Below are 13,237 nucleotides of genomic sequence, written 5' to 3'. Positions count from 1 at the left end.
CTTTCCTTTGTCGAGTTTAGGCAAGGGGGAGCTTTTTTTGTGTGATTTTAGAGTGGAAACAAAGGGGCTTCAAATTAGTATATCAATTCGGTTAAGATGGATAAGTATTCGATAAACTGTATTGGATACACATCCAAACTAAGGGAGTAAAACGATGAATAAGCGCACATCGGGATTTGAGCACAGCACAGCATCCTTTGCTGAGAAGAAGGTTACCTGGCTGGAACTATTTTATGATCTGCTTTTTGTAGCTGCAGTTTCAAAAGCGAGTCATGTCTTGTTGCATGTAGAAGCGGGTACAATTCCACTTGAATATTTATCTAAATTTATCTTAATATTCATTCCGATCTGGTGGGCCTGGGTGGGACAATCGCTTTTTGTAAATCGGTTTGGACAGGACATCTTTTCACACCGAATATTTCTGATTCTACAATTATTTTTTGTATTAATAATGACGGCCAGCTTATCGGTTAACTTTGATCAATACTATATGCCATTTCTAATCGGTTATGTTGGCTTAAGAGCTATGACTGCCATTCAATATCTTACGGTAAATAAGAATGAAGCAGCTGATAGAAAGGACACTGCCCGTTATCTGGGAAGTCGTTTTTGGATTGGATTAGTGATCTCTGCTTTATCACTTTTCTTTGACTCTTGGATACGTTATGTAGTTTTGTATACAGGAATTACTATAGACATTTTGCTTCCATTAATCGGTCGGAGATACTTGGTGAAAAGCCCGATAAACACTCATCATTTATTAGAACGTTTCTCGTTGTTTACCCTTATTCTGCTTGGCGAATCTGTGGTCAGTATACTTGCAGTCTTACAGTCTAGCCACTGGACGTGGCAATCTATTTTATTTGCATTATTAACTTTTCTATTAATTATAGCTATGTGGTGGCAATACTTTGATAATGTTGAAAAGAAAGTGGACAAAACGATAGAGACTGCCGGGCAAACCATAATTTATGGGCATTTATTTATTTATGTATCCTTAAGCATGATTGCAGCTTCAATCCAACTGCTATTTTTAGAACAATTAGATTACACATTTATGGTATGTTTTATTTTTGGATCGGTCCTGCTCTACTTCTTCTCTACCTCACTGGTCTTCCATAAATATAGACGTATACAGCAACGGTTAGGGATATTTCATTTGGCGTTATTATTAGGTATACTTGGAGTTTTTTTCGCAGTAGATTTGTTGTTCCTTATACCCAATTACCTGATCATTGGAGAAATGGTGTTATTTTTTGCTGTGTATGCAAAATTAACGACTTGAGCTTCGTTGTATCGAAGCTGAATAAATTGAAGAAGGAAGCCGGGTCATTGCAACCCGGCTTCCTTCTTTCATAATGGGAGTGTGCGGTATCCCCCTGTCGTTATTGCCCAAGAAGCGCTGGCACGATAAATCGGCCGAACACATTAGCTGGTGAGCCTTTCTTGTATTTATCCGCAGTAATGACTGCAACCAGCTCATAGGATGGAACCACAATAATATGCTGGCCCATGAAGCCAAGCGCAAAATAATAAGGGATCTCCTTTGGCTGCTGCTCCGTACCTGCATTGAATGATGATACCCACCAGTGCCATCCGTAGAAGCCCTTCTGTGGTAGCGTGGCTGCGACATAGGGGCGAGTGGACTTCTGAACAGTACCCGAATGAATGAGCTGTTGATCCTTCCAGCGCCCTTCTTGCAAATAAAGGAGACCAAATTTCAGCATATCCTCAGGCATCATATAAAGGCCAAACCCACCAGTATGTATGCCTTGTGGATCACTGTCCCAGCGATAGCTTTCGATGCCAAGCGGCTGAAATAGCTGATCTTCAGCAAATGCTGCAACGTCTTGTCCAGAACATTCACGCAGGATAGCGGATAAAATCTGGGAGCAGCCGGAGTTATAGTTCATCTCAGTGCCTGGCTTATGAGATAGCGGCTGGGCGAGCACAAACTTTATCCAGTCTGCGGTTCTAGTCATAGTCGGAAAGGAATTTTGCCCCCCAAATTCTGTCCAGTTAAAGCCTGCTGTCATTGTTAATAAGTGACGGATAGTGATTTCTCTTTTTCGTTGATCTTGATCCTCTTTTAATAAAGGGAAAAATAGAGAAATAGGTGTATCAGGTGGCGGAACGATTTGTTTATCTATGGCTATGCTGACTAAGGCGGAGAGCACGCTTTTGGTGCATGAGTTAATTTTACCTAGCTCCTTAGCGATTTCTGGCTCGCGATAATGCTCCAGTATAGGCTTTCCATGTTGAACGATTAGACAACTGCGAATTTCTAGGCCAGTAATACCGTCTATAAGCGGCTGAAGGTTCCAATCAGTGATGTGAATGGCCCCCTTTCATAGATGATTAAGCTGTAGCTGCCTACCATTATAGCTTATATAGCATACATTACATAAACCTTGTAATTTCCTGTCGTTAAATAAATATGGAAAATATAAGGAGGTATCTGTATAATGTTATGAATCACGTGTTAGAGGAGGATGAATTCTTTTGAAAAGCAATAATACTCACTTTGTTCATCAGACAGCTAAAACGGTATTGATCACTTCAGTGGCACTCGCGTTATTGTTACCTCCAAGCTTGGCCGCAGCCGATTCTACATCTGTTAGTAGCGACACTTCGGTAACACAGGTTAGCGCACAAGCCCCGACTACTACTACGACCTCCGAGGCTGATCCGACAAAAGTAAAATTCACGCAGGAGCAAGCGGTTGCGAAGCTAAGAGAATTATTCCCATCCCTAAAAGATGCAACTGTAAACAATGTTCAACTGGGATCTAACCAAAGCTACCCCGTTCCAACAAATCAAATGATCTGGAATATTCAGTGGCAGATTCAAGAGGGGAATATGGGACATGGCTTTAGCAGTGAGATAGATGCCATTAATGGAGATATCATCAATACGTACATTTCATACCCTCGTGAGAACAACGAATCCTATTATCCACCGAAAGTATCGCAGACTCAGGCACTGGAGATCGCCAAGGCTTTTGTGACTAAGGCAGCCTCATCGGTTAAGAGCAGTGATCTGCAATTAAATGAGAATGCTGCTTATAATTATTTTTCGAACTCTTTATTCGGTCCTGTTCAATACAGCTATTACTTCAGTGTCATGAAGAATGGTCTTCCTTCTGGATCGGATAACATTAATATAGCCGTGGATGGCAACGGTAATGTAATTCAATTCTCTAAGTTTTCTCAAGGGCTTGAGTATCCATCTGCACAGCCGAAGATTACCTTGGAGCAAGCACAGAAGCAATTTGCGGAACAGTTTGATGTAGGCCTTTTTTACATTCCTACTTATAAGAACGGAAAACCTAACAACTGGATTCTAGGCTGGCGTCCAGTGGATCAGTCTCTATATCCTATCGATGCATTGACAGGCAAGAGAATAGATTATGAAGGAAAAGAATCCGTATCTACCGCAGTCGTGTATTCAGATGTAGCAAAGAGCAAGGATGTCTTTCAAGCAAGAACTTCAACTACAGAGCTTACTGCAAAAGAAGCGGAACAGCTTGTAAAGAAGGTTGCATATATTCCAGCAGATCGTAAATTGATCTCCCAAAGCTTGAGAAATGACTATCAGGATACAGATCGGAAGATCTGGCAGTTATACTGGGGTGGGGCTAGTGGAAATGAACGCTACATTGGGGCTGGCTTTCCAGAACAATCCTCTGCCGAGATCGATGCAAAGACCGGTGAAATATTACAGTACCAGGTTCAAGCTTATGGTGCTGCTCAGGATAAGAAGAAGGAAGAGGCAGCCCCTGCTGGAGGGAAGAAGCTTAGTGAGGCCGAAGCTAAGACTAAAGCACTTAGTATAATAAATAGCCTATATCCTCAGGCGAGTCAGAAGCTAAAACTTGTAGAATATGGAGATAACTCAAACGTTACTTCAGACGGATCAGGATTTAGATATCAGTTTATTAGAGTTCATCAAGGCATTCCTGTGAGTGACAGTACCCTTACGGTTAGCTTGGATCTTTACGGCAGACTGATTTCTTACATGGGGAATCGGATAAACGGTATCGATGAAATCACATTATCTCCTGATGCAACAATTTCCAAGAAGGAAGCGCTCGAAAGTTATAAACCTAAATATCAGACTAAGCTGAAGTATACTCAGGTTGGTGGATACTATAGTTATAATAGCTATGCCGCGCCAAAGGTGAAGCTGGTATATGATACAACTTTTGATGAATCTAATGGATTATATCAGGTTTTAGATGCAGCCACTGGAAAATGGGTAGCGGTCTATGATTACCTCGGTCAGCAAGATGCTCAAATATCTGCAACGGATATCAAAGGTCATGCAGCAGAACAACCCTTATCAGAATTAGTAAAATATCATGTGATTACTCCGGATGCCGATGGTAAAGTAAACCCAGATCAAGAAATAACAGTTGGCGATTGGTTAACCTATCTTGCCAAGGCTTCTAATCCGAATTTCAGCAGTTATATTGCTAATAATGAACGGAAAACTGTGGCAGGTGTGAAGCCTGAGAATTCATATTATGATGTTGTTACTTATGCAGCAGATCGTAAGTGGATCAACAAGGATCAAAGCCTGCAAATTGATAGTAAGTTAACCCGGGAACAGCTTGCTGTTCAGCTGGCTAATTTTTTGAAATACAACAAACTCACAGCCTATCTTGATAAAGATGTAACGGTAAGTCAGTTCAGTGATAGTGCATCTATAAACAATAAGGGTGCAGTGGCTCTTGTTGTGAAATTGGGAATCCTAAAGGATGACAACGGCAAGTTTAATCCGCAGCAGACGGTAACGAAAGCACTGGCGGCTACGGTGATTATGAAGCTAGTGGAACTGCAAGGTAAGACTGATCAGATCATTGGTCAATAAGAATATATAATGCAGAGCCTGCTTCCCATTTGATGGTGGAAGCAGGCTTTTCTGTATGAGGAGCAAAATAGGGAGTAAAAGAAAACAACCCGAAAGACAAACACCTTTACAGAAGGGTTGTGTCTTTCGGGTTATATTTGTTTTTGCTATTCAAATACAATTACTGGAGCTGTTTATCTACTTCTTTAACTGGATTCTCGTTAGCGTTCTCTTCTACCTTGCTGCTCATAAACCAACCGATTGCAGCGATGAGCACGAGTACAACATAGAAGGTAACCTTCCAAATGGTACTATGCGCGAAATCCTCGGAAAGAACACCAAGTGAAGGGTGTGCCAAGGTAATGACTGCGAGCTTAACGCCGACCCAGCCTACGATGAAGAAGGCTGCAATTTCAAGACCTGGACGGGTGTGCAGCAGCTTAACGAAGAAGGAAGCTGCAAAACGCATAATGACCAATCCGATAAATCCGCCGGCAAAGATGACGAGGAATTGTCCACCGTCAAGGCCTCCGATTTTTGGAAGACCACTTGCAGGTAGTGCAACCGCAAGTGCAACTGCGGCTAGGATGGAATCCACCGCGAAGGCGATGTCAGCAACTTCTACTTTAAAGACAGTAAACCAAAAGCTGGATTTCTTTTTGTTGACTGCACCGCCCGTACCGCTTTCAGCTGCTTCATCCGTAACGGGCTTCTTGATTAATAGTTTTCGGAAGATATGGTTCCCCGCGATAAACAGTAAATAAAGTGCGCCGATGGCTTGTACTTGCCAAATATCAACCAGGTAAGAGATGACAAATAGTGAACCGAAGCGGAACACGAAGGCTCCGGCTAATCCGTAGAATAGTGCTTTTTTTCTTTCCTCATCAGGAAGGTGTTTAACCATAATTGCCAATACCAGTGCGTTATCTGCGGCTAGTAGTCCTTCAAGTGCTACAAGAACTAGTAATACCCAGCCGTACTCTAATAATAATCCCCAATCCATTACTGTTGTCCTCCCTTTTCTTATGCAAATATCTACTAAAAGATACTTACCTTACCATTTTAACCAATTTTATATAAAAAAGACCTTTACCAAACAGATTAGCCTTTGGAATAAAGGTCTAACCTGATTGGTAAAGGTCTCGCTAACAATGTTGAATTGCCAATAAAGCCGGAGAATATCCTCATATTCTCGTATTGACGACTTTATTTAACAGCTACTCCCCTTTACGGGATATATTAAATTTTTGATTTAATTCATTGTGATTTTGCCTAAGGAGATCATATACGAGTTGAAAGTTAATGTCAATAAAATGTTGGAGGAATAAGAGTTGATAGTAAGGGAATGTTGGAGGCTGTAAATCTGGATTGCATTGCTACGAATAGGAGAGTTTAATTTTTCTGAGAGGGAGATTAAAAGTACATGTATGTCTGTTAATCTATGCTGATAATCAATGAAGAAGTTTATTTAAATAACAAATAAAAGGGCACTTACTAGACGAATATCTATGTTCTCCTATAGGTAATTGGAGTAGTATACATTAGGTTTTCGTGGAGGTGCTAAAAATGGGCCATTCCAATCATATGTCTAAGAAAAGCTGCAAAAAAAATGATTCTCCGTCAAAAAGAAAATATCATTTGGTTAAAAAATGTTCTTCAAAGAACTATTGTTGTAAGCGAAAAATCATCAAAAAGAAATGTGCTAATAATCGCACCCGCGGCATCACTGGAGCAACGGGCCCCGCTGGAGTAACGGGCCCTACCGGAGTCACGGGAACGACGGGTCCCGCAGGAACAGCTGGAGTCCCGGGAACGACGGGCTCCGCCGGAGTAGCGGGAGCCACGGGAGCGACGGGCCCCGCTGGAGCAACCGGAGCCACGGGAACGGCGGGCCCCGCGGGAGTAGCTGGAGTCACTGGAACGACGGGCCCAGCGGGAGTAGTGGGAGTCACGGGAACGACGGGCCCCGCTGGAGTAGCGGGAGACACGGGGACGACGGGTCCCGCCGGAGTAGCGGGAATCACGGGAACGACAGGCTCCACGGGAGCAGCTGGAGCCACGGGAACGACAGGCTCCACGGGAGCAGCTGGAGCCTCGGGAAAGACGGGCCCCGCTGGAGTAGCGGGAGACACGGGGACGACGGGTCCCGCCGGAGTAGCGGGAATCACGGGAACGACAGGCTCCACGGGAGCAGCTGGAGCCACGGGAACGACGGGCCCCGCGGGAGTAGCGGGAGCCATGGGAACGACGGGCCCCGCCGGAGTAGCGGGAATCACGGGAACGACGGGCCCGGCAGGAGTAGCTGGAGTCACAGGAACGACGGGTCCGACCGGAGTAGCCGGAGTCACTGGAACGACGGGTTCCGCGGGAGCAACCGGAGCCACTGGAACGGCGGGTCCCGCGGGAGTAGCTGGAGTCACGGGAACGACAGGCCCCGCGGGAGTAGCTGGAGCCACGGGGACGACGGGTCCCGCGGGAGTAGCCGGAGCCACGGGGACGACGGGTCCCGCGGGAGTAGCCGGAGTCACGGGAGCAACGGGTCCAGCTGGAGTAGCTGGAGTCACGGGAACGACAGGCTCCACGGGAGCAGCTGGAGTCACGGGAACGACAGGCTCCACGGGAGCAGCTGGAGTCACGGGAACGACGGGCCCCGCTGGAGCAGTGGGAGCCACGGGAACGACGGGCCCCGCGGGAGTAGCTGGAGTCACGGGAACGACAGGCTCCACGGGAGCAGCTGGAGTCACGGGAACGACGGGCCCCGCTGGAATAGCAGGAGCCACGGGGACGACGGGCCCTGCCGGAGCAGCTGGAGTCACGGGAACGACGGGCCAAGCGGGAGTAGTGGGAGCCACGGGAACGACAGGCCCAGCTGGAGCAGTGGGAGCCACGGGAACGACGGGGCCCGCGGGAGTAGCGGGAGCCACTGGAACGACGGGCCCAGCTGGAGCAGTGGGAGCTACGGGAGCGACGGGCCCCGCCGGAGTAGCGGGAGCCACGGGAACGACGGGTCCAGCTGGAGCAGTGGGAGTCACGGGAACGACGGGTCCGACAGGAGTAGCCGGAGTCACTGGAACGACGGGCCCAGCTGGAGCAGTGGGAGCCACTGGAACGACGGGTCCGACAGGAGTAGCAGGAGTCACGGGAACGACGGGCCAAGCGGGAGCAGCGGGAGCCACGGGAACGACGGGTCCCGCCGGAGTAGCCGGAGTCACAGGAACGACGGGTGCGGCAGGAGTAGCTGGAGTCACGGGAGCGACGGGACCCGCCGGAGCCACTGGAACGACGGGTCCAGCTGGAGTAGCCGGAGTCACGGGAGCAACAGGCCCCGCGGGAGTAGCTGGAGCCACGGGAACGACGGGCCCCGCGGGAGTAGCTGGAGCCACGGGAACGACGGGCCCCGCGGGAGTAGCTGGAGTCACGGGAACGACCGGCCCAGCTGGAGCAGTGGGAGTCACTGGAACGACGGGTCCAGCTGGAGTAGCGGGAGCCACGGGGACGACGGGGCCCGCGGGAGTAGCGGGAATCACGGGAACGACGGGCCCCGCCGGAGCAGCGGGAGCCACGGGAACGACGGGTCCAGCTGGAGTAGCTGGAGTCACGGGAACGACGGGTCCAGCTGGAGCAGTGGGAGCCACGGGAACGGCGGGGCCCGCGGGAATAGCGGGAGCCACAGGAACGACAGGCTCCACGGGAGTAGCCGGAGCCACGGGAACGACGGGTCCCGCCGGAGTAGCCGGAGCCACGGGAACGACGGGTCCCGCCGGAGTAGCCGGAGTCACAGGAACGACGGGTGCGGCAGGAGTAGCTGGAGTCACGGGAGCAACGGGCCAAGCGGGAGCCACGGGAACGACGGGTCCAGCTGGAGTAGCCGGAGTCACGGGAGCAACAGGTCCCGCGGGAGATGTCGGACCCGCTGGAGTAGCAGGAGTCACGGGAGCAACGGGCCAAGCGGGAGCCACGGGAACGACGGGCCCCACTGGAGTAGCTGGAGCCACGGGAACGACGGGCCCTGCCGGAGCAGCCGGAGCCACGGGGACGACGGGTCCCGCTGGAGTAGCCGGAGTCACGGGAGCAACGGGCCCAGCTGGAGTAGCTGGAGCCACGGGAACGACGGGCTCCACCGGAGTAGCTGGAGCCACGGGAACGACGGGCCCCGCCGGAGCAGACGGAGTCACGGGAGCAACGGGCCCCGCCGGAGCAGCCGGAGTCACGGGAGCAACGGGCCCCGCCGGAGCAGCCGGAGCCACGGGAACGACGGGCCCCGCCGGAGCAGCCGGAGCCACGGGAACGACGGGCCCCGCCGGAGCAGCCGGAGCCACGGGAACGACGGGTCCCGCGGGAGCAGCCGGAGCCACGGGAACGACGGGTCCGGCAGGAGTAGCCGGAGCCACTGGAGCTACAGGTGCCCCAGGCGGAATAGCTCAGTTCGGGTATGTTTATAATTTAGGGGCTCAGGTGGTTCCAATAGAGGCGGATGTCTCTTTTGATACAAATGGACTTCTAACACCTGGAATTACACATGCCCCTGGGACCACTACAATCTCGGTTACTAATACGGGTAATTATGAGGTTGATTTTTCAGTTTCAGGTGTGGAACCCAATCAATTCGCATTATTCTTAAATGGCGCCGAGGCTGCAGGTACGGTATATGGTTCAGGTGCTGGCACTCAGCAAACTAATGGGCAGGCGATACTCGCTCTCTCATCGGGCGATGTTCTTACGCTGAGAAATCATAGTTCAGCTGCTGCAGTTACTTTACAGACATTGGCGGGAGGCACTCAGGCAAACGTCAATGCTTCTATAGTTTTAAAGCAATTAAGCTAGGCAACAAAGAAATAGATTCTTCAGCATTAAAAAAGCGTGCAGGACTCTATTAGAGTTCTCCACGCTTTTTGTGTTAGCCCTTAACCGCCCCGGCGGTAATTCCTTTTGTCATCTGTTCTGTGAAGAGCAGATAGATCAGGATGGTTGGGATCGCAATGATCGTCATAACAGCAAACTGAGCACCGTAGTTGGACGAGTATTCTCCGGCGAATTTCATAATGGAGAACGGAATGGTTTTGAGATCCTCCGAGGTGAGGAAGGTGTTCGCCATAATAAATTCATTCCATGTGCTGATGAAATTGAGTACACAGATGGTAGCTAATGCGGGTTTCGTAATAGGGAAGATGATGCGGAAGATCACACCGTAAATGCCGCAGCCATCGATAACCGCCGACTCTTCAATCGCACGAGGGATGGTCTCTAGAAAACCAGTCATGATGAGTACACTCATTGGGATGACAATAGCCGAATAAGGCAGAATCAGTGTGTACATATTGTTCAGCATTCCGAGCTTGTTAAACAGAATAAAGTTCGGCAGCAGTGTCGCGTGAATGGGGATGATCATGCCCATCATGATAAGTGACAACACGATACCACTTAGCTTCCATTTCATACGGGTGAACGCATACCCCATCATCAGTGACACTAGTGCGGACAGCGCAACGGTAATTACTGTAATGATAAGACTGTTGGCAAAATAGCGTGGTACACGCCCATAGGTAAAAGCGTTTCTATAATTCTCCCATTGCGGAGGGGATGGCCATTTCAGAAAAGAGCTTCCGAAAAAATCACCACTCTTTAGCAGGGAGTAATCGATCAGCCAGATGAGCGGAAATAACTGAATCAAAGCAATGAGACAAAGAAACACCATCATTAGGATTTTGCCAGTTGTAGGTTTACTGCGCTTCTGTTTATGAAGCTTCAGATTGAGGGGCGAAGCGGCAGGTGCTAATGAATTATTCATATGATTTCCTCCGGTTACAGGGATTCTAAAACTCTCCGATATCTTTCTTCAGAACCTTGTTGAGTATTACGGTCAGTACAAGGCAGAACACAATGAATAGGATGGATATGGCATTACCGTAGCCGTATAGCGACGATGAGAAGGCGGTTTTGTAAAGGTAGTTTCCTAAGAATTGCGTGCTATTAGCCGGGCCACCGTTGGTCATTAAGAACACGGTTTCCATTTGCTTAAGACAGGTTGTAACCGCGATGATAATGGCAACTCGCATCATAGGCGAAAGCAACGGGATGATGATGCGTGTGTAGAGGGTATAGTTGTTTGCGCCATCGATCTTTGCGGCTTCGCTTAGATCACTTGGAATGCCTTGCAGACCTGAATAATACAGCAGCAGTGCGTATCCAAAGCCTTGCCACATTACAACGATGATGATGCACCAGATCGCTGTCTTCGGATCTCCAAGCCAATCATGTGTGAGTGAATCCAGCCCCACGCCACTTAGCAACTTGTTGAGCAATCCGTAATTGGGATGGAAAATCCCGCTCCACAGCTTGGCTGTAACTACAACAGAAATTACCGCGGGGATAAAAAAGATCGTCCGGAATATTTTTTCGTATTTACCGGAATTGGTCAGGAATATCCCTATGAGAATAGCAAAGGGATGCTGTAAGAATACAGTGGCAGCGGTTAGTAACAGGGCATTGCCCAGCGAGGTCCAGAATACTTTGTCATGAAATAGGATTTCGCGATAGTTATCAAAGCCAATAAAATTGTACTTGCCGATTCCGCCCCAGTCTGTAGAGCCGTAATAAGCGCTCATGAAGATAGGGATGCAAATCATAAAAGCAAACAGGAATAACCCGGGTGCGATGAGTAGAAATATCGCTTTTTTGTCGCTTAACACTCTGTGCATGGAAATCTCCGTCCTTTGAAAGAGTAATCTATCTACTACCATCGTAACGGGAAGCTAGACCGTGGAACATGCCGTATATTTCAGATGATTGTACACATTTTTTAAATTATGAAATGATAAATTCGTTGACGGCGAAGGCGTTTATACTCGAACAACAAACCCCCGGCCTCTGGGGGGAGTCGGGGGTTTGTACGCCACTATTTATGATGTTAAATCAGAAGCGCCGCCATTCATGTACTTAGTAGTATTAGAGTTTATTTACCAGCCAATTTATCGGATGCAGCGTCAAGTGCTTTGGCGAATTCCGTTGTATTCATAGCGCCGGAGAGTAGACTTTGGTGAGCTTCCATTACCTTTTGCTTGAACTCGTCGTTACCAATATCCTGTAGCGGAGTTCCGCTAGAAGAGGTCATCGAGCTGAAGACATCGACTAGTTCTTTTTGGAGTTGAGTTTCATTACCAGTCAAGAATTCATCGAATTTTTGTGCAGGTGTACCCGCGCCAGCTTGCCATAACATCTTGGACCAGTTCTCAGGAGCGAAGAAATATTTCAAGAAATCAACAGCAGCTTCAGGATGCTTGGAGTTTTTACTTACTGCATATCCACCACCGTACCAAGCAGCATCATCCGTTGATTTACCTTTATCCGAACCAGGGAAAGCGAATGCGCCTACATTATTACGGAATTCTTCAGAGAAGTTCACATCTGTAGCTAGGCCAGACTCCCAAGCGCCCATAAAGAACATAGCGGCTTGTCCTTGTCCGAACAAGTTACGCGCTGCACCGTAATCGGCGGTCAGCCAGCCGTCGGCAAAACCTTTAGCATTTGCGAAATCTTGCATTTCAGTTGCAGCTGCAACAAGACTAGGATCATTAAAGGATATTTTACGAGCAACAGCTTCATCCATCTTATTAAAATCACCATTTTGACGTTGAGCAACAAACTCATACCAGATTGGCAGCGTCCATGCATCCATACCGTTCATAGCGATAGGGTTAATCTTGTTGGCACGCAATGTTTTGACAGCTGCGAGCAAGTCAGCGGTAGTCTTTGGAACCTCGATGCCGTTGTCAGCAAAGATTTTCTTGTTATAAAACATAACCATATAGTCTGCACTACGTGGCAATCCATACAGTTTGCCATCTTTGCTGAAGCCGTCCATGGAACCAGAAACAAACTGATCACCTTCGAAGTCAGCGCTGTTCAGTTCAAGCAGTAAGTCATTATCGAGCAGAGGACTCAGGAAAGAAGGCTGACCCCAAGCTTGAATGATATCAGGCATCTGATTACTGGAAGCATATACTTTGATTTTTGATTTATAAGGTTCATCTTGAAGCGCTTCCACTTCTATCTTGACGTTAGGGTGCTCTTTCATATAAGCGTCGATAATGTCTTGCTCCACCTTGCCTGAACCGTTTGCCCGATCCGCAAGTGCGGTGAAGAACTTCAGTGTAATTTTTTCGGCTGGTGCGTTCGCTGTGGCCTCGGCAGTAGCTTCGGCTTTGTCATTTGCAGGAGCGTTTGTAGCTTTCGCATTGTTATTTCCGCCACCACAGCCTGCAAGCAGAGCTGGAAGCATTAGACTCATAAGCATTAGCTTGATTCCTTTACTTTTCATCAAAAACCCACCTTTTTAGAATGATGTATTTTGAAGAAACGATTGTTATCCATCAAGGAAGACGACAAC

The 13,237-nt window shown here is 48.3% G+C and carries 8 protein-coding genes; 3 read left to right on the top strand and 5 right to left on the bottom strand.

Going from position 1 to position 13,237, the window contains the following annotated elements; translation table 11 throughout:
* The first annotated feature begins 154 nt into the window (after positions 1-154).
* A complete protein-coding gene (locus tag NST34_RS26265) occupies positions 155-1,285 on the top strand; it encodes a low temperature requirement protein A (RefSeq protein WP_076300458.1) in 1,131 nt (376 codons plus the stop codon).
* Between the two features lie 100 nt (positions 1,286-1,385).
* Here NST34_RS26265 and NST34_RS26260 read toward each other — a convergent pair whose 3' ends face one another.
* Complete coding sequence (locus NST34_RS26260) at positions 1,386-2,267, bottom strand: serine hydrolase domain-containing protein (protein WP_341129597.1); 882 nt, start codon at positions 2,265-2,267, stop codon at positions 1,386-1,388.
* A gap of 235 nt (positions 2,268-2,502) precedes the next feature.
* Between NST34_RS26260 and NST34_RS26255 the strand changes: the two genes are divergently transcribed.
* Entirely contained in the window at positions 2,503-4,872 is a 2,370-nt protein-coding gene (locus NST34_RS26255; protein WP_341129075.1) for a YcdB/YcdC domain-containing protein, read from the top strand.
* Positions 4,873-5,032: 160 nt separating this feature from the next.
* On the opposite strand, the gene NST34_RS26250 is transcribed toward NST34_RS26255, so the two are convergent.
* The gene (locus tag NST34_RS26250) at positions 5,033-5,854 is read right to left on the bottom strand and encodes a TerC family protein (RefSeq protein WP_341059628.1); all 822 of its coding nucleotides are present in this window, start codon (positions 5,852-5,854) and stop codon (positions 5,033-5,035) included.
* 563 nt (positions 5,855-6,417) lie between these two features.
* Between NST34_RS26250 and NST34_RS26245 the strand changes: the two genes are divergently transcribed.
* Positions 6,418-9,675, top strand: a complete 3,258-nt coding sequence (locus NST34_RS26245; RefSeq protein ID WP_341129074.1) for a beta strand repeat-containing protein — start codon at positions 6,418-6,420, stop codon at positions 9,673-9,675.
* 73 nt (positions 9,676-9,748) lie between these two features.
* On the opposite strand, the gene NST34_RS26240 is transcribed toward NST34_RS26245, so the two are convergent.
* The 3 genes from NST34_RS26240 to NST34_RS26230 form a co-directional block, all read right to left on the bottom strand.
* A complete protein-coding gene (locus NST34_RS26240; RefSeq protein WP_081393202.1) occupies positions 9,749-10,639 on the bottom strand; it encodes a carbohydrate ABC transporter permease in 891 nt (296 codons plus the stop codon).
* 25 nt (positions 10,640-10,664) lie between these two features.
* Complete coding sequence (locus tag NST34_RS26235; protein WP_042130723.1) at positions 10,665-11,549, bottom strand: carbohydrate ABC transporter permease; 885 nt, start codon at positions 11,547-11,549, stop codon at positions 10,665-10,667.
* Between the two features lie 254 nt (positions 11,550-11,803).
* A complete protein-coding gene (locus tag NST34_RS26230) occupies positions 11,804-13,168 on the bottom strand; it encodes an ABC transporter substrate-binding protein (RefSeq protein WP_076286045.1) in 1,365 nt (454 codons plus the stop codon).
* Positions 13,169-13,237: the final 69 nt, after the last annotated feature.

The organism is Paenibacillus sp. FSL H7-0714 (assembly GCF_038003765.1).
Lineage (GTDB): Bacteria > Bacillota > Bacilli > Paenibacillales > Paenibacillaceae > Paenibacillus_AQ.
This window is presented reverse-complemented; position numbering and strand designations above follow the sequence as displayed.